This window comes from Paenibacillus sp. FSL H8-0034 (assembly GCF_038000305.1).
Lineage (GTDB): Bacteria > Bacillota > Bacilli > Paenibacillales > NBRC-103111 > Paenibacillus_S.
Map to the genome: position 1 here is coordinate 2,527,002 of NZ_JBBOBS010000001.1, position 17,071 is coordinate 2,544,072.

The 17,071-nt window shown below is 46.0% G+C and carries 16 protein-coding genes; all 16 read left to right on the plus strand.

What is annotated here, in order from left to right:
* Positions 1-530: 530 nt before the first annotated feature.
* The 16 genes from NST47_RS11435 (at position 531) to NST47_RS11510 (ending at position 17,067) form a co-directional block, all read left to right on the plus strand.
* Positions 531-2,060: a sensor histidine kinase gene (locus NST47_RS11435; protein ID WP_341155251.1), complete on the plus strand. Its 1,530-nt coding sequence runs from the start codon at positions 531-533 to the stop codon at positions 2,058-2,060.
* A 32-nt stretch (positions 2,061-2,092) separates the two neighbouring features.
* Positions 2,093-2,746, plus strand: a complete 654-nt coding sequence (locus NST47_RS11440; RefSeq protein WP_341155252.1) for a response regulator transcription factor — start codon at positions 2,093-2,095, stop codon at positions 2,744-2,746.
* 511 nt (positions 2,747-3,257) lie between these two features.
* Positions 3,258-4,001 carry a YveK family protein gene (locus tag NST47_RS11445; protein WP_341155253.1) on the plus strand — a complete coding sequence of 248 codons (744 nt, stop codon included), beginning with the start codon at positions 3,258-3,260 and terminating at the stop codon, positions 3,999-4,001.
* Positions 3,985-4,620: a CpsD/CapB family tyrosine-protein kinase gene (locus tag NST47_RS11450; RefSeq protein WP_341155254.1), complete on the plus strand. Its 636-nt coding sequence runs from the start codon at positions 3,985-3,987 to the stop codon at positions 4,618-4,620. Before NST47_RS11445 ends, NST47_RS11450 begins: the two co-directional genes overlap by 17 nt.
* Before the next feature lie 37 nt (positions 4,621-4,657).
* A complete protein-coding gene (galU, locus tag NST47_RS11455) occupies positions 4,658-5,596 on the plus strand; it encodes a UTP--glucose-1-phosphate uridylyltransferase GalU (protein WP_341155255.1) in 939 nt (312 codons plus the stop codon).
* Complete coding sequence (locus tag NST47_RS11460) at positions 5,565-6,260, plus strand: sugar transferase (RefSeq protein WP_341155256.1); 696 nt, start codon at positions 5,565-5,567, stop codon at positions 6,258-6,260. Before galU ends, NST47_RS11460 begins: the two co-directional genes overlap by 32 nt.
* Before the next feature lie 31 nt (positions 6,261-6,291).
* Positions 6,292-7,227, plus strand: a complete 936-nt coding sequence (locus tag NST47_RS11465; protein ID WP_341155257.1) for a glycosyltransferase — start codon at positions 6,292-6,294, stop codon at positions 7,225-7,227.
* A gap of 9 nt (positions 7,228-7,236) precedes the next feature.
* On the plus strand, positions 7,237-8,577 hold the full coding sequence (locus tag NST47_RS11470; protein ID WP_341155258.1) for an O-antigen ligase family protein: 1,341 nt from the start codon (positions 7,237-7,239) through the stop codon (positions 8,575-8,577).
* The gene (locus tag NST47_RS11475; RefSeq protein ID WP_076229381.1) at positions 8,574-9,344 is read left to right on the plus strand and encodes a WecB/TagA/CpsF family glycosyltransferase; all 771 of its coding nucleotides are present in this window, start codon (positions 8,574-8,576) and stop codon (positions 9,342-9,344) included. Before NST47_RS11470 ends, NST47_RS11475 begins: the two co-directional genes overlap by 4 nt.
* Positions 9,344-9,889 carry a VanZ family protein gene (locus tag NST47_RS11480; protein ID WP_341155259.1) on the plus strand — a complete coding sequence of 182 codons (546 nt, stop codon included), beginning with the start codon at positions 9,344-9,346 and terminating at the stop codon, positions 9,887-9,889. The genes NST47_RS11475 and NST47_RS11480 overlap by 1 nt, the downstream gene beginning before the upstream one ends.
* Positions 9,886-11,370: an O-antigen ligase family protein gene (locus tag NST47_RS11485; protein ID WP_341155260.1), complete on the plus strand. Its 1,485-nt coding sequence runs from the start codon at positions 9,886-9,888 to the stop codon at positions 11,368-11,370. Before NST47_RS11480 ends, NST47_RS11485 begins: the two co-directional genes overlap by 4 nt.
* Complete coding sequence (locus NST47_RS11490) at positions 11,333-12,721, plus strand: lipopolysaccharide biosynthesis protein (protein WP_341155261.1); 1,389 nt, start codon at positions 11,333-11,335, stop codon at positions 12,719-12,721. The genes NST47_RS11485 and NST47_RS11490 overlap by 38 nt, the downstream gene beginning before the upstream one ends.
* A 16-nt stretch (positions 12,722-12,737) precedes the next feature.
* A complete protein-coding gene (locus NST47_RS11495) occupies positions 12,738-13,574 on the plus strand; it encodes a glycosyltransferase family 2 protein (RefSeq protein ID WP_144026399.1) in 837 nt (278 codons plus the stop codon).
* Positions 13,561-14,817 (plus strand): glycosyltransferase family 4 protein, encoded by a 1,257-nt coding sequence (locus tag NST47_RS11500; RefSeq protein ID WP_341155262.1) that lies wholly within the window; start codon positions 13,561-13,563, stop codon positions 14,815-14,817. The genes NST47_RS11495 and NST47_RS11500 overlap by 14 nt, the downstream gene beginning before the upstream one ends.
* Positions 14,795-15,937 (plus strand): glycosyltransferase family 4 protein, encoded by a 1,143-nt coding sequence (locus tag NST47_RS11505; protein ID WP_341155263.1) that lies wholly within the window; start codon positions 14,795-14,797, stop codon positions 15,935-15,937. The genes NST47_RS11500 and NST47_RS11505 overlap by 23 nt, the downstream gene beginning before the upstream one ends.
* A 29-nt stretch (positions 15,938-15,966) precedes the next feature.
* Positions 15,967-17,067: a glycosyltransferase gene (locus tag NST47_RS11510; RefSeq protein WP_341155264.1), complete on the plus strand. Its 1,101-nt coding sequence runs from the start codon at positions 15,967-15,969 to the stop codon at positions 17,065-17,067.
* The last annotated feature ends 4 nt before the right edge of the window (positions 17,068-17,071 follow it).

Genomic DNA, 17,071 nt, shown 5'->3' on the forward strand with positions numbered 1-17,071 from the left:
AAAAAGTCAGACTTTGGTAGGAGAGCAAATAGTACTGCATGTTTTGGAATGAGGCCGAATGATCCTGAAAAAAAGTTAACGTTACATGACCAATGGTAAATATTAGGTACGCATTTTCAGTAAATTTAGGGCCAGTCACCCAAAAAAGACTCATTTTTGTGATAAAGGACACAAAAAATAATCGAAATTACGAATTGTATAAGAGTTTATAGTTAAAATCTATTTGTTTATTTTTTACATTTTAGATGTTTCAAAAACTGATTTTTGGGTAACTAACATTGAAGTCTCTACATAAGTGTTGCAATGAATAGTTAGAAAGGGGAGATTTAATAAATCATCAGATCGCCAAATGTTCTTAGTAATTGTGTAGTTGAATACGAAGAACATGTTAGTAAACAGGACAATAAGGGATGGTGATGCTGGTGAAAGCAATTGCGGTCAAAGAGGACCGCGCAATTTATTTCTTTCGGTACTGTTCACTCTTGCTTACCTCCCTGATTTATTTATTAGGGGACAGGGATCCGCCATTCATGTTTAAGTTGAGTATGACTTTGGCGTTGTTTATTTTGGCAAAAGGGATTACGGACATTTACAGAAGGATCGATAAGTCCTCATGGATGTTCAAGTTAATTCTATGCCTGGAAATGGTCGGGATGCTTCTTCAACTCCTGTTCACAGGCGGATTCGGCAGTCCATTTCTATGGTGCGTCATGAATCCTTTGTTAATCGCGGCCAGCTATACCTCTGCTGTTTACGGCTGTTTATTGCTGCTGGGGTACTTGCTGCTTGCTACATCATTTTTGTATTACACGTCTGGCGGCAACTATGAATCGATTGGGACTTTTTTATTGGATAACAGCTATTTTTACTTGATGCTCCTGCACATGATATTTTTCGTTCATATATTAACCGATGTGAAGAACAAGCTGGAGAGGGCGAATACACGGACCAACGAGACGTTATGGCATATCAAGTCGCTATATCAAATCGTGGAAGCAGCAGCCCAAAGCGAATCAGGCAATCTAAGAAAGATATTTACCGAGTTTGCGTTAAGGCTGACCGACCAGAAAATGGCTTTTTTTTGGGATTCAAACGCCAATGAAGATGATGAAAGATTAATTGTCCATGGAACCACAGGCAGTGACGTCGTGGCATCGATAGGTTTCGCAATGGAAACGAGATGGAAGGAGCTTCAAAGCCAGGACAGCCCATCGTTGGTCAACCTGTTTTTTCACGGTGAATATTTGATTATGCCTGTCAAATCTACAACAAGATTCTGGGGCGTACTCGGTATCAAGATGGAAACATATTCTCAGGAGGAAGGAAAACACTGGTTCGTTCAGCAGCTTTATTTCCTATCTGAGCTATGTGCCATCGTTCTCGAAAGGCATCAGCTTGAGCGCATCGAGAATCAATTAATCATTATTGAGGAACAGAACAGGATCGCTGCTGAAATGCATGATAGCGTATCACAGCATATGTTCGGTATTGTGTATGCCACACATTCTTTAATTCGACAATGGCCCAACATCCCGGAAAAGCAATTGAAGGAGCAGCTACAGCTCATTCTGGAATCATCCAATATCGCTTCACAAGAACTGCGCTCGTCCATTTATAGTCTAAGCTCCAGAAAAAACGGTAGTTCCTTTTGGGTCAGTACGGTCACCTCCCATCTGGATAGCTTGTCCAAGCTGCATACGGTGGAAATCCGCATGAAGGTAACAGGGGACGAGCATCGTCTGCCTGTTAATCATCAGAAGGCCTTATTCAGGATTATTTCCGAAGCGACTGGTAATGCCATTCGGCACGGGTGCAGCAGTTCCATTCAAGTAGAGTTGATTCTAGCGACGGGTGAAGCCAAGCTGGTTGTGAATGATAACGGAGAGGGCTTTGATGTACTTGGGCGACTATCCGATCCGAAGCTTAACGGGCTTGGAGTCAGTAACATGAAGTTTCTTGTGCAGTCGTTAGGCGGGACTATTGAAATTCGCAGCCATCAAGGAAAGGGTACCCAAATCCTAGTCATCATGCCTATTGATTATTACGAAAAAAGAAATTAGATTTCCCAATATACGAAAGTAGGTGCTTGAGTATGAAGATTGTTATTGTAGATGATCATCCGTTGGTAAGAAGAGGATTGTCGGCGGTACTGACTCTTGAACACGATATCGAAATTATGGGAGAATCTGAAATGGTTGAGGAAGCGATGGAGTTGATCGAAGAAACCAAGCCTGACTTGGCTATTGTAGATATTAAGCTGGGCAACCGATCAGGATTTGAGGTTGTTGAGCAGTTGAAGGATTCATCCTGCCGTTGCATGATCCTGACTTCTTCGATGATGGAGATGGACGTTAGAAGGGCCGAGGCTGCTGGCGCGGAAGGGTATGTGCTGAAAGAAGCGCTTCCTGAAGAATTGTTATTGGCTATTAAGCTTATTTTCAAAGGCAAGAAATATTATGACCCAGGTCTGATGGAGATTTTGTTCAAAAAAGATGACGACAATGACCTGCATAAACTAACTCCCAAAGAGCGTGAGGTTCTCATTGGCCTCGGAGAAGGGTTGTCCAACAACGGCATCGCGGATAAACTGGTAGTCACTGAATTTACCGTTAAAAAACACGTAAGCCAAATCCTAAGTAAATTGAACTTGAACGATCGCACTCAGGCTGCTTTATACGCACATTCCAGAGGACTTGTTAACTTTTCTATGGACACTGCTGGCTCCATGCATCAAAACTTCCAGTAATACTATCTCTCATAAGATTCGGGTGCATCCTATTCTGCCTCCTACCGGCTATGTCCGGTTGGGAGGTTTTTTTATTTGCTACACTCTGGTTGCAACAGCAGTTGGAAGAAGGTCTGCTTTCGCAGCACCTCCATGCTGACGATGCTCATCTGGTACAAAAGTATACTTTTCAGATATTAAATAGAGGGGGGCGACCCTGCACAAAATACCTGCAAAAATCATAACATCGGGTAATACCCAAAGTGTCAGAGGTACTATAAGATTTATCTATAAGAGGTAGTTCAAAAAGCCCCCTTTGATCACGAGGTCTCACTGTAAGCCTGCTCGGCATCGAATCTTGCATTCAGGCTCGAAGTGCGGTGCTCATTTAGGTTTGCCTAAACTCCGCTCCTCCTTCTTTACCTTCTTGCAACATTCTCGGTGCTGAAAGGCGAATTGTTGAACTCGCACTATAAGCAGAGTTCTCGACTTTGAACAAAAATAATCGATAGTTATGATTCGGGAGGATGACATGGAGAAAACGATACTTGATTACTTCATCATAGTTCGAAAAAAACTATGGTTGATTGCGCTGTTTGTTCTGCTCTCTTGTGTAATGACTTACTACGTCAGCAAGACGTTCGTCCAGCCTGTGTATGTTGCAACTAACCAACTGCTGGTCAACAGTGTTATGAAGGACTCTGAATCTATCAGCCTTAATGATGTCAACATGAACCTAAATCTGATCGAAAGCTACAAGGAGATCATTAAATCAAACACGATTACCGAAACGTTAATTGCTAACCACCCTGAACTGCAGCTGACAAGAGAGCAGTTGGACAAGAAACTGAAGGTAAGCTCCGTCGATAAAACGAACCTCATCAAAATTGAAGTGGAAGACAGCAATTATGGCAAGGCGGTTCTGATTGCCAACGAAATTGCACAAACCTTTATAGACGAAGTACCGGGCTTAATGAATGTGAACAATGTCAAGATTCTTTCTCCCGCTAATCCGGGTAAACTGCCTGCTCCGGAAAATGCCAGCATCGCGATGAATCTCGCCGTCAGTTTCATTCTTTCTGCGATGGCGGCTCTCGGTGTGGTATTCTTCCTGGAAAATATAAATGACACCCTTCGTTCCGAAAAAGAAGCTGAGCATTATGTAGGTTTGCCGGTTCTTGCAACGATTGGAACGATAAAGAAAACCAACAAACGAAAAAGATCTAAAAACATGAGCGAAGAGGTGAGTGATCAAACTTATGTCACTGTTAAGTAATGTACTTGTCACTGAGACTGATCCAAACTCTGCCGTTGCCGAAACTTATCGGTCTTTACGTACTTCAATTAGGCACAAGAGACTTAAAAAATCGGACGAGGGAATCGTCCTCATGATTGCCTCTCCTAAAGCACAGGAAGGCAAGACGACCACCTTATCCAATCTTGCCGTCGCCTTTGCGCAGGACGGTCAGAAGGTGATTGTCGTTGATTGTAATTTACGCCAGCCTTCTTTACACACGATATACGGATTGTCGAGTGATGCGGGACTTGCCCAATATCTAAAGTCGGTTTCTCCTGTCCAAGGCTGCACTTCCAAGGCTGCACTTCCCAATCTGCATCTGATTACGTCAGGAGGGCAGCCGCCTAATCCTTCGGAGCTGCTGGGTTCCCCAGGAATGGCGGAGCTGTTGGATCATTTAAAACAGCAATACGATGTGGTTCTTCTGGACTCGCCGTCCGTATTGGATTATACAGATGCCGGGCTGCTGGCAGAGTACAGCGACGGTATCCTGCTGGTTGTCAAACAAGACAGGACTAAACGTGAGTGGGCCAAACAAGCCAAGGAACGGCTTGAACAATCAGGAGCCAGGATACTGGGTATGATCATAAACAAATAAGAGGGAACTTCCACAAATCGATAGGAGGATAAGAGAGATGAAAAAAGTGAAGAAAGCAATTATTCCTGCAGCAGGATTAGGAACACGGTTCTTGCCAGCTACGAAGGCAATGCCCAAAGAAATGCTTCCGATCATCAACAAGCCAACTATCCAGTATATCGTGGAAGAAGCAATTGAGTCTGGGATCGAAGATATTATTATTGTGACGGGTAAAGGGAAACGAGCGATTGAGGACCATTTTGACAACGCTTTTGAGCTGGAGAGCAAGCTGCTCGAAACCGGCAAGCTGGAAATGCTGAGGGAAATACAGCGTTCCGCCAAAGTGGAAATCCATTACATCCGGCAGAAGGAGCCTAAAGGCTTGGGACATGCTGTCTGGTGCGCAAGGAGATTCATTGGGAATGAGCCGTTCGGTGTACTGCTTGGTGATGATATCGTCACTAGCAAGGTTCCTTGCTTGAAACAGCTTATTAACCAATATGAGAGCTCCGAAAATTCAGTTATAGGCGTTCAGAAAGTACCATCAGATATGACCCACCGATACGGTATTATTAATCCAGGTAGACAGCAGGATCGGTTGTATCAGGTGAATGATTTTGTGGAAAAGCCTGAGCCTGGAACAGCTCCCTCCAATTTGGCAATTATGGGCCGTTACGTATTCTCCCCCAAAATCTTTGAGTTTTTGGAGCTTCAGGAGAAGGGAGCAGGTGGAGAAATTCAATTAACGGATGCCATTCAAAAGCTGAATCAAATCGAGCAGGTGCTCGCCTATCAATTTGACGGAATTCGTTTTGACGTAGGCGAACGTCTCGGTTATATTCTCACCACACTAAGCTTTGCCCTGCAAAGTAAGGATCTTCGTCACCCGGTGTTGGATGCCATGGCTTCCATGCTCATCACAGAACAGTATCCGTCCATACTGGATCTTAAAGGAGGTAGGGACAATGGGTTTGCGAGAACTGCGGGAGGATTATGATTATGCTGTACCGCACAAGAGATATTATGGCAATGTAGCCCACAAGGAGAAGAGCTACGCTGCATATCTGTTTATGAAACGTATGCTGGATATAAGCTTATCCTTATGCGGAATCATATTCCTACTCCCCTTATTGGTCCTTGTAGCTGCCTGGATCAAGATCGAGGACCCGAAGGGGAAAATTTTTTTCAAGCAAAATCGGGTCGGTAAGGACGAGGTACAGTTTCCGATGTACAAATTCAGATCCATGGTGTCCAATGCTGAACAATTAAAGGAGCAATTAAAGGCTCAGAATGAAATCAGCGGTGCGATGTTCAAGATGAAAAACGACCCGAGGGTCACTCGTGCAGGCAGGTTTTTACGCAAAACGAGCATCGATGAGCTTCCCCAATTATGGAATGTCTTGATAGGCGATATGAGCTTGGTCGGACCGCGTCCTGCACTTCCGAGCGAAGTTAAAGAATACACGAATTACGATAAAAAAAGGCTGGCAGTAACGCCAGGCTGCACAGGCCTCTGGCAAGTAAGCGGAAGAAGCAGCGTAAGCTTCAAGCAAATGGTCGAGCTGGATTTGAACTATATCAAAAAACGCAGTATAGGATTCGACATGAAAATTATATTTAAAACCGTATTTGTACTACTGGGCTCTAAAGATGCCTTTTAATCAGTAAAAGACAGGGGAGGGGAGCAAATCCATGGTGCCTAGTAACCAACAGCCGCATGTCTCCATCGTTATATGCACCTATAATCGGGCTGATTTGCTGCGTGTAACCTTAGACTCCCTGCAGGACTTGTCCAGTCTCGATAAGGCTGAGGTGATTATTGTGGACAATAACTCCACCGACCATACGCGCAGCGTTGCGGAGTCATTTATGAAGCGCAATACGGGTAATGTGGAGGTGGGTTATTACTTCGAGCCCAGTCAAGGACTGTCTGCAGCGCGAAATAAAGGGATTCAGGCGGCGAACGGACCTATTATCGCATTTCTGGATGATGACGCTATCCCCTGCTCCGAATGGATCAGCACGATTATTGCCGTATTCGAAAGCAGGCAGGACGTGTATGCGCTTGGAGGCATTATTCGCCCTAACTTTGAAAGCGACCGCCCTGACTGGTTGATTAAATCGCTTGAATTGCCGTACACGATTGTGGATATGGGCAGCGCAGTGAGGGAGTATCCGCCGAAACGTCATCCTTATGGAGCCAATATGGCAATCCGCTGTTCTTTTTTTGAAAACCATTCATTCCCTACGAATCTTGGCCGAAAAGGAAGCATGCTGCTGTCAGGCGAGGAATCCTGGATATTCGATAAAATGAAAAAAGAAGGCAAAACGATCCTTTATCATCCGGGGATGGCTGTCGTTCATTTTATCCCTGCCAGCCGGTTGACCCGGGAATGGATCCAACAAAGGTACTATTATCAAGGGATTTCAAATGCATGTATGCATAACAGCTTTGGGAGTAAGGTTAGCCTTCTTGGTACGCTGGCAGGTAAAATGCTCTACATTATCGCTGCTTCTCTCTTCGCCCGCAATGAAGGCAGCAGGCTGCTGATCAAATGCAGGCTGGAAAGCATACGCGGTACGCTCGATATGTTAAGGAGACGCGGAAATACGCCGCTGGTCAGGTGAGGGCTGCCTATGACGGACCTTCATCTACAGTTGAAAAAGCCGGTATATGTCACAACTGCCTATGTAACCACTGCATGGATAACTGGAATCGCAGCGGTTTACCAGCCCATCTTGAGTATCTTGGGAGCAGCTCTCCTGCTCCTGCTGGCTGTTACCGTTCATAACCCGGCACGAATCAGCTATCCGGTGCTGCTGTCTACGGCCATATCAGTCAATTACATCATTGATGCTGATGTGTTCGGTATTGAAATGATCTCGTTGTATAAGCTTGGGATCCTGGTGCTGCTTATCCCTTGTATGCTTCAAAACGGTATTCGCTTGAAATTTGTGTATCCCATTGTTGCGTTTGCCGCCATGCTGTTTCTAACCTTTTTTTTCTCGGAATGGCACCCGAGACTAAGCGCTTCTTTATCGCTGAAAGCTTTTATCGGACTCGCACTGCCGTTCGTCTTTCTGCTGATCCAGTGGAAGAAGGAGATGGCGCAGCGGCATATTCAAATCATCTGCCTGCTTCCTCTGGTAAGCATTGCAGCAGGACTCGTCCTTCAGCTCGCACATCTGTATTCTTTCCTTGATGTCGAGTTCACAGGAGCTGTCAGGGTGCAGGGAGCGAATATTGCACCACACTTGGCGATGCTGGCTTTTTTGGGAATTACGATTGCTCTGATTGAAACGAAACGCAATCCGGATAAGGCGACGTTTTTTTATTTTACGTTAGCCGCTAATTTTGCAGTGCTCATTGCAACAGGAACACGCGGTCCGATACTGGCCATGCTGGCTATGGTTGCATATTACTTCTTTGATATCGTCAGACAATATGTCAAAGGCAAAGCTATGCTGATTATTCCGCTTGTTTGTTCCGTAGCCTTGCTTGCGGCAGCTGTGTATGTACAGTGGGACAATATGACGAAGCGTTCCTTTGAACGTCAAACAGGTACGGGAATTGACTTATCCGGCAGAACCGAGGCCTGGGCATTCTTCCTGAAAGGAGTGGAAGATTCTCCGATGGCAGGCAGAGGGCTTGGCTCCGTTACGGTTGCAAATGACGGAAGCTTATATAAGGGATTTGTTGTTCCGCATAATGAATATATTCGCTTCTACTACGATTCCGGCTACATCGGATGCGGACTGCTATTTCTGTCACTGCTGATCGTATTTGCTTTGATTTACCGGACTCTAGCTCCCAGCATAAAGGTTTATTATTTGGCATTTATATTCGGGTTCTTCCTGTATTCCTTTTCGGATAATACATTGTCTACCGTGCAATTCATTATTCCGTTCTGTTGGTACTTGAACTGCCTGTATCTGCTATCCAGGATAATCCCCAAAAAAGAAGATGTGATCCCATGAGTAGAGTGAATATGTTCAATGTCAATTTTGATAATTATGATTTTATGGATCTGCTGGGATTCATTGATGAAGTAATTCGCCAAAACAAACATTCCTACATTTTAACCTGCAATGTCGATCATTTGATCAAGCTTAGAAAGGATACCGAATTTCAAAAGGTATATTCAAATGCCGGAGCGATTGTCGCAGACGGAATGCCGATTATATGGGCCTCGAAGGTGCTAAAGAAGCCGTTGAAGCAGAAGGTATCCGGTGCCGATCTGTTTGAAAAACTGGGAGAGGCCTTTGAAGATAGGCAATACCGCTTGTTTTTCCTGGGATCGGCAGCTGGAATTCCAGAACAAGCGATGAGAAACCTTAAATCCTTATTTCCAGGTATGAATATCGTCGGCTGTTATTCGCCTTCATACGGCTTTGAGAACAAAGAAGAGGAGAACCGGCACATCGTTCAGATGCTGATTGAGGCGAAGCCGGATATTGTATTTGTTGGCGTAGGTGCTCCTAAGCAGGAGAAATGGATATACCAGCACTACTTGAATTATCAGGTTCCGGTTTCTATTGGAGTTGGGGCTACCTTTGACTTCATTTCTGGCTCGGTCAAAAGAGCTCCCGATATTATGCAAAAAACAGGATTTGAATGGTTTTGGAGACTTGTACAGGAGCCAAAAAGACTGTGGAAACGTTATTTGGTCGATGATTCTATGTTTATCGTTATGGTATGGAAGGAGTTCAGGAAGCAATTCAAGCTGAAACGGAGGGGAGCGTAATGAATGATGAATCATTCGGCTGGAATACCCGGAGGATGACTACAATTTGGGTACCCGCCCTTATCGTGATGGCTGTCATATTCGTCCTTTCCTCCCAATCCTACGAGCAGCAGACGATCAAGGCGCAGCTAACGTATGTGGTGCATAGTACCATCTTGAGCGATTATTTATCTAGCATCAAGATCCAATACGGCTCACTAACGATTGATGGCAATAAAGACGGTCCGGGTGGAGTGCTTGAGTTTATGATCCGTAAACTCGCCCATGTCATCGAATATTTCCTGCTGAGCATAAGCTTGCTTAGAGGTATCCGGTATACGACAAAGCTTCGCCTTCCCAATGCCATGATCATTACAGTCTTGCTATCGGTCTGCTTTGCTGTGACGGACGAATTTCACCAGCTGTACGCGATCGATCGCGGGCCCAGACCGCAGGATATTGTTCTTGATATGGCAGGTGTGTTGATCGGCATACTGGTATACGGCTTGCTTGCATTATGGAAGAAGAGAAGACTTGTCAATACGCACAAGACGGAGGGCTTATGAGAACGATAAAAGAGCTGTATTCATATCCCTTCATGAATAATGCGGCTGTCGTTGGTTTATGGATATGTGCTGCATTGCTTGTTTCTATCATTATTGGCTTTTCCAGCGCAAGCCTGAGCCATGCCATCAGTACAGAGATTGCAATTTTGTCAGTGATTTTGTTTCCGGCCTTCGTTATGGCTTTGCTTGAATCACGCAAGATTGTCCCTTATATTTTGCTTGTCTGGGCCGTATGCCCTGAGATTAGAAGAATCGAGGATTGGCTTGAAGGTTCCTATCATTCCGTTTCGATGTTAAGTCTGGCACCGCTTCTTACAAGTGCTGTTCTCATTATTCCGGTGCTGGCCAATGTACACAAAATCGACTCACCCATTCGCAAAGTGCTTTTATTCCTGTCTTTGGCTTTGATCTACGGATGTGTAATCGGTCTTACCAAGAACGGGACAGGCACCCTTTACGATTTGGTCAACTATCTGATTCCGATGCTGTTAATTCCGTATTTTGCCGTTGCTCCATTTGAAAAGAAAGATTTGGACCGGCTGCTTATCACGTTCTCCAATATAGCGATTCTGGTTGCGGTTTACGGAATTATCCAGTATATGACGGTACCGCCATGGGATGCTTTTTGGATGAATCATGTGGAAATGAGCTCGATAGGCAGGCCCTATCCGCTGGAAATACGTGTATTCTCTACCCTTAATTCGCCGGGACCTGCCGGTATGTTTATGGGAACTGCGCTTGCACCGATGATTCTGGAAAAACGATGGCGCGGAGCCTTGGGCTGGATAGGTATCCTGCTGGTAGCCGTAGGCTTACTCATCACACTTGTTCGCTCGGCATGGCTGCTGCTATTCGTCGATATTGCTGTTTATACGATGCTCTCATCGGGAACGCATAAATGGAAGCTGCTTACTCAAATAGGGGTGGCTGTAACCGCTATGTATTGGATTATTCCGAAGCTGCCAGGTGCACAGGTGCTTATCGCCAGGCTGGAAACGATGACGGCCATCCAGGACGACCATTCCTACAACGAACGATTGGATTTTTTTCATACGGTTTTCCCTATGATGCTCAGCCAACCGCAAGGATTGGGACTCGGAAGTATAGGAGTCGGAACGAAATTGGACAATGGGGGCGCGCTTGGTGAATTTGGCATATTCGATAACGGGTTCGTCGCCGTCTTTCTTACATTTGGTATTATTGGAGGATTTCTATTCTTCCGAGGGCTGACACTGATGGTCAAATATCTAATTACACGAAGTGAGGGAATGGCTGGTTTTTTATCATATCGAAGTATGGCGGTTGCCTCCATAATAGGCAGCATAGCGAGCTTGATGTTTGAGAATGGCTATACGGGCTTGAGGGGCTTTCTGCTGTGGAAGATGGTGGGTATAGGGATCGTGGCGCATAAAGCCATAACACAGGGAAGGAGGCGAAGCCCGGATGCAGCAGCAGATCAACTTAAAGTTAGTCCGGATTAGGCCGATATTCGGTTTACTTAAAGCACTATTGTCCAGCAAGAGCAATATGGCTAATACAATCAGAACGATGCTCTTCAGTATTTTGATATTAGGAATTAATATGCTTACGGGTATTTTAACCGCACGCTTTCTGGGACCGTCTGGACGAGGTGAGCAGACGGCCATGGTGTTATGGTCACAGTTTCTCGCCTTCAGCTTTACTTTCGGTATTCCTTCAGCATTAATTTACAACGTCAAAAAGAACATACAGGATGCTGCCAAGCTGTATACGACTGCATTGTGGATGGGGCTAGCTGCGGGAACGATAGCCATGGCTGCTGGAATTATCTTTCTACCCTATTGGCTCAATTCGTACTCCCATAATGTCGTACTGTTCTCACAATGGTCGATGCTCTTTGTTCCCTTGATCGTTCTCTCTCAAATCAACAATGCGATGATGCAGGTGAGGGGAGAATACAAGCTGTACAACCGGCTGCGGTTTCTGATTCCATTAAGTACGCTAGCCTGCTTGGGTGTTCTGATCTTGTCGGGAACAATGCATGCTTATACATCGGCAGTCGCGTATTTGGCTCCGGCGGTTCCTTTCTATATATGGACGACACTGCGTTTAATCCAAGCCTATCAAATCATCTTGAAGGATGCTTTTCAAACCTTCAAGCAGTTAATTAGTTATGGGATTGGCTCCTACGGTAACGATTTAATGGGTAATCTTTCTTATTATATTGATCAGATTGTCATAGTTGGGTTATTGAACCCAGCGCAATTGGGACTTTACGCGGTTGCAGTCAGCCTCTCACGGGTGGTCAACGTCTTCTCCACTTCGATTATCGCGGTATTGTTTCCCAAAGCATCCGGCTTACCGAAGGATGAAGTGGTACAGTTGACCTTTCGTGTATTTCGTATTAGTACCTGTATCGCCATCATGGTATCGGCAGCCATTATGGTCATTGCGCCTTTTGTCCTGACCTTGCTGTATGGTAATGAATTTAGGGAGGCGCTCGGCGTGTTCAGGCTGCTTTTGCTGGAGGTTTCCATATCCGGTGGAACGATGGTTCTGGCCCAAGCTTTCATGGCGCTCGGTAAACCGAAGGTTGTCACGATTCTTCAAGGGCTTGGACTGCTGCTCGTCATTCCGATGCTGATGCTGCTCGTTCCAAAGCTTGGACTTACCGGCGCAGGGATAGCGATGCTGTCGTCCGTATTAATCCGATTTCTGTTCATTCTCATCAACGTACGATTTACCTTGAAGATGAAGATCCCATGGCTTCTGATTACCAGGGAAGATGTGCGTTGGTTAATATCGGCGTTATCTGCGTATAAAGCGAACAAGTCTGCTGAATCCAGGGAATAAAGGAGGTGTAAGTCCGATGATCGACCATTGTGCTTCTGCAGGGAAGTATCTCATATCTGCGGTCATTATTGCGCAGGATGATGAATCAAGGATTGCCGGCGCTATAGCTTCCTGCAAAGCTTTCGCCGATGAGATCGTCGTGGTTGACGGAGGGAGCAAGGACGGTACCATTCGAGTCTCCGAGCAATTAGGCTGCAAGGTATATCAGAATCTGTGGCCTGGCTATGCCAAGCAGCGTATTTATGGGAGCGAGCGGGCGTCACATGATTGGATATTCGTCATCGATACCGATGAGGTGGTGAGCGAGCTTTTAGCCAAGTCCATTCTGGAGAGAAAGAGAGATTTATCAGATGGGAAAATAGCTTATGCTGTCTTTCGAATCGGAGATTTTTTGGGTCGTTGGATGGGGAAGGGAGAACGTCTGGTTCGTTTATATAATCGAAACAACGTTCAATATAAAGACAGCCTGGTTCATGAAATACCGGATGTATCGAATACACAGGTTATGAATTTACAAGGGACATTATGGCATTACGGTTTCCGCAGCATTAACGATCATGTTGCCAGGTTTAACAAATATACCGATTTAGAGGCGGAGGAGGCCGTAATTGCGGGGAAGCCGTTTAGATGGATTCGATTGCTGTACCGTCCTCCGGCGCGTTTTATACAAAAATATGTGATTCAGGGATTGTACAAAAAAGGTGTCCCCGGTCTTGCCGTTGCTATATTCTGGGCGATGTACGAGTTTCTGGTTTGCTTAAAGCACTATGAAAGTGCTCTTGTTCACAGCAAGGTGAAACATCGACATGAAGAAGAACCGCTAAAGGAGGGAAAGAAATATGCCATCCAATAAGCTGCAAATTTTGTCTATCGGGATGGGCTGGCCGTCTTCCCAGGCGGGTGGATTGAATACCTACTTTAAGAATATCTGCGAAAATCTTTCAGAGCGGAGTAAGCTGCATGCTCTGGTATGCAGTAAGGATAACCCCAAGGCTAAAGAGGGAATGCGCATTACCAGCATTACTGATCCTGATATGAAGCTCGGGAAGAGGCGGAGCATGTTCCGCACGTATGCAGCCAGGCTGATGGATGAGCAGGAGATTGACATCCTGTATTCGCATTTTGCTCCATATGGCGTGGGAGCCGCCGAGGAAGCCAGGAAGCGAAATATTCCGGTAGTCATGGCATTTCACGGTCCGTGGAGCGAGGAAATACGTGCAGAAGGGGGCAGCCTAACGCACCATATCAAAGCATGGATCGCCAAGTCGATGGAAATGAAGGCCTATAGGCTTGCTGATGCTTTCATCGTATTGAGTGAAACCTTCCGTGACGTTTTGCACCATCAATATGGGATTCCATTTGACAAGATATTCATAATTGCCGGTGCGGCTGATATACGGCGGTTTCAGCCGTCCGAGGACCGAAGGGAGGTTCGGAGAAGCCTTGACTTGGCAGAAGATGGCACAACGGTGCTAACGGTAAGAAGACTTGTTAATCGAATGGGCTTGCTGCAATTGCTCGATGCGTGGAAGGAAGTTGTTCAGCACTTTCCTGATACTATGCTTTTGATAGGAGGGAGGGGGCCGCTAAAGGAGCAATTGGAAAGCCGAATCGCGGAGTACGGTCTCGAAGGCAAAGTTCGATTGCTTGGTTACATCCCTGACAGTGATCTTCCCAGATATTATCAGGCCGCTGATTTGTTCGTAGTTCCTACCCAATCGTTGGAAGGCTTCGGATTGATTACCGTCGAAGCCATGGCCTCAGGGCTTCCCGTTGCAGCTACGCCTGTTGGGGGTAGCCGGGAAATATTAGAGAAGTTCCGCCCCGAAATGCTGTTCAAGAGCGAGAAGAGCAGCGATATCGCAGAAGGGATCATTCGTTTACTGAAGCATAAGCAGCAGTGGCCTACCGCTGAACAATGCAGGAATCATATTCTGGACAACTATACGTGGGAGCATGTAACGAACCAGGTGGAAGCTGTTTTTGAAACGGTACTTGGCAAGTATCAAAGCACCGACGGCCGGGATCGCAATTTATGGACACCGAGCACACGGAAAGGGAGGCATGATGCGGATGTTAAGAGTAGCGTACATTGATCATACTGCCAGATGGAGTGGCGGAGAGGTTGCCCTTTATAATATTTTGACCCATCTGGGCAGCCATGTGGAACCGTTGGTCATTTTGGCGGAGGAAGGCGTCCTGGCCGACAGACTGAGGGAAAAGGGAATCCAGGTTCGTGTGATCACCATGAATGAGAAAGTCAGGAACCGCAACCGGAATGCCGTCAATATGCAGATTGTCTCCGCAGCCTTTCAATTACTGTCCTACGGAAGAGGGCTTGCCCGAATTTTGAAGGAAGAGCAGGTCGTCTGCGTTCATACAAATTCCTTGAAATCAGCGTTTTACGGTGCAGTTGCTGCGAAATTGGCTGGAATTCCATTGATCTGGCACATCAGGGACCACATCGGCGAGCCCTATTTGAAGCCAGTTGTAGCGAAGGCCATCCGGTTGTTGTCACGTATACTGCCTAACGGTGTCATTGCCAATTCCAATTCTACTCTAAATGCCTTGAAGCTGCCGAAATCGAAGAAAACATTGGTCGTCTATTCTTCCTTTGCCAAGGCTATCAACCCATTACCGGGCGTAACGGTGCTGAAACCAAAGTTCACTGTGTTGCTCGTTGGGCGTCTTGCCGAATGGAAAGGCCAGCATATTTTGCTGGAGGCGGCCAGGTCGTTTTTGCCTGACCAGCATGTCCAGTTCTGGCTCGCTGGCGATGCACTTTTTGGAGAGGATGCTTATAAGGAGGAGCTTATTCGTCAGATTGAAGTATACGGGCTAACGAATGTAACCTTACTCGGGCATGTCGAGCATATTCAGGAATTGATGCAGCAAGCTGACCTTCTCGTCCACACCTCAATTACACCTGAGCCTTTCGGACAAGTGATCGTGGAAGGGATGGCAGCAGGGCTGCCGGTTATTGCCTCTAATGAGGGCGGACCCACTGAAACTGTCGTACACGGTGAAACAGGACTGCTTATCACACCTGGAGATCCCGCTCTGTTAGCCCGCTCGATCCGTGAACTGCTGGGAAATCCGGAAGAAAGACGCAGAATGAGTGAGAATGGCAGGAAACGTGTGCAGGAGCATTTTGTCATTGAACGAACCGTTACCCAAATCACAAGCTACTATGAAGGATTAATTTCCAATATTTAACTAAACCATGGGGAAAAAGGATGGATCAAATGAAAATAGCAATAGCGCATGATTATTTGATTCAAATGGGCGGTGCCGAAAGAGTCGTAGAGGTCTTTCATCATATGTATCCGCAGGCGCCTATTTTCACCACGGTTTTTAGCAGCAATGGGCTGCTTGACGCGCTTAAGGATGCGGATATACGTGCATCCTGGCTTCAAAAAATGCCAGGAGGGACAAATAACTTCAAGGGAATGCTTCCCCTTTACCCATTTGCGATTAGGGATTTCGACTTCCGTGAATTTGATATGGTGCTCAGCTCCAGCAGCGCATTCATGAAAAGCATTCAAGTGCCGAAGGAGACTTTCCATCTCTGTTACTGCCATACGCCAATGCGGTTTGCATGGGACTATGACACTTACATGCAAAGACAGTCCAAATCCAATGTACTGAAGCAGCTTTTGAAGATCTACATGCAGCAGCTTAAAACTTGGGATCAAAGGACGTCAAAGAACGTAAATCAATTCGTTGCCAATTCATCCGTTGTGAAAAACAGGATTCAAAATTATTATAACCGCGACTCCGACGTTATTTTTCCTCCGATCAATACATCGAGGTTTCACAGCTCTGCGACAATCGGGAACTATTATTTGATTGTTTCCCGGCTTGTGTCCTATAAACGGATTGATCTGGCCGTGGAGACGTTCAGCCGCAATGGACTTCCTTTGTATATCGTCGGAGAAGGGCCCGATCTTGGGCGGCTGCGTCAGCTGGCTAAAAGTAATGTGAAATTTCTCGGCAGGCTGGAGGATGGGGACGTTACGAAGCTGATGGCCGAGTGCCGAGCATTGATCTTTCCCGGTGAGGAGGATTTTGGCATTACGCCGCTTGAAGCCAATGCTGCAGGAAGGCCGGTTATCGCTTATCAGTCTGGAGGCGCACTTGATACCATCATGCCGAAGCTGAACGGGATTTTCTTCAAACGTCAAGAAATCGATGATCTGGATGCTGCTATAAATGAAGTCGAAAATCACGCTTGGGATGTACAGCAAATCGTCAACCACGCTCGGAAGTTCGATGAGAAGGCATTCATGGTGAATTTCAAAAATTATATAGGCAAAGCTTATGAAAAATTCAGAGAGGGACGGTGACGGC

What these genes read in the sequence shown, in the direction of transcription:
- NST47_RS11435 (WP_341155251.1), top strand. Translation starts at nt 531, where the DNA reads ATGTTTAAGTTGAGTATGACTTTGGCGTTGTTTATTTTGGCAAAAGGG.
- NST47_RS11440 (WP_341155252.1), top strand. Translation starts at nt 2,093, where the DNA reads ATGAAGATTGTTATTGTAGATGATCATCCGTTGGTAAGAAGAGGATTG.
- NST47_RS11445 (WP_341155253.1), top strand. Translation starts at nt 3,258, where the DNA reads ATGGAGAAAACGATACTTGATTACTTCATCATAGTTCGAAAAAAACTA.
- NST47_RS11450 (WP_341155254.1), top strand. Translation starts at nt 3,985, where the DNA reads ATGTCACTGTTAAGTAATGTACTTGTCACTGAGACTGATCCAAACTCT.
- galU (WP_341155255.1), top strand. Translation starts at nt 4,658, where the DNA reads ATGAAAAAAGTGAAGAAAGCAATTATTCCTGCAGCAGGATTAGGAACA.
- NST47_RS11460 (WP_341155256.1), top strand. Translation starts at nt 5,565, where the DNA reads ATGGGTTTGCGAGAACTGCGGGAGGATTATGATTATGCTGTACCGCAC.
- NST47_RS11465 (WP_341155257.1), top strand. Translation starts at nt 6,292, where the DNA reads ATGGTGCCTAGTAACCAACAGCCGCATGTCTCCATCGTTATATGCACC.
- NST47_RS11470 (WP_341155258.1), top strand. Translation starts at nt 7,237, where the DNA reads ATGACGGACCTTCATCTACAGTTGAAAAAGCCGGTATATGTCACAACT.
- NST47_RS11475 (WP_076229381.1), top strand. Translation starts at nt 8,574, where the DNA reads ATGAGTAGAGTGAATATGTTCAATGTCAATTTTGATAATTATGATTTT.
- NST47_RS11480 (WP_341155259.1), top strand. Translation starts at nt 9,344, where the DNA reads ATGAATGATGAATCATTCGGCTGGAATACCCGGAGGATGACTACAATT.
- NST47_RS11485 (WP_341155260.1), top strand. Translation starts at nt 9,886, where the DNA reads ATGAGAACGATAAAAGAGCTGTATTCATATCCCTTCATGAATAATGCG.
- NST47_RS11490 (WP_341155261.1), top strand. Translation starts at nt 11,333, where the DNA reads ATGCAGCAGCAGATCAACTTAAAGTTAGTCCGGATTAGGCCGATATTC.
- NST47_RS11495 (WP_144026399.1), top strand. Translation starts at nt 12,738, where the DNA reads ATGATCGACCATTGTGCTTCTGCAGGGAAGTATCTCATATCTGCGGTC.
- NST47_RS11500 (WP_341155262.1), top strand. Translation starts at nt 13,561, where the DNA reads ATGCCATCCAATAAGCTGCAAATTTTGTCTATCGGGATGGGCTGGCCG.
- NST47_RS11505 (WP_341155263.1), top strand. Translation starts at nt 14,795, where the DNA reads ATGTTAAGAGTAGCGTACATTGATCATACTGCCAGATGGAGTGGCGGA.
- NST47_RS11510 (WP_341155264.1), top strand. Translation starts at nt 15,967, where the DNA reads ATGAAAATAGCAATAGCGCATGATTATTTGATTCAAATGGGCGGTGCC.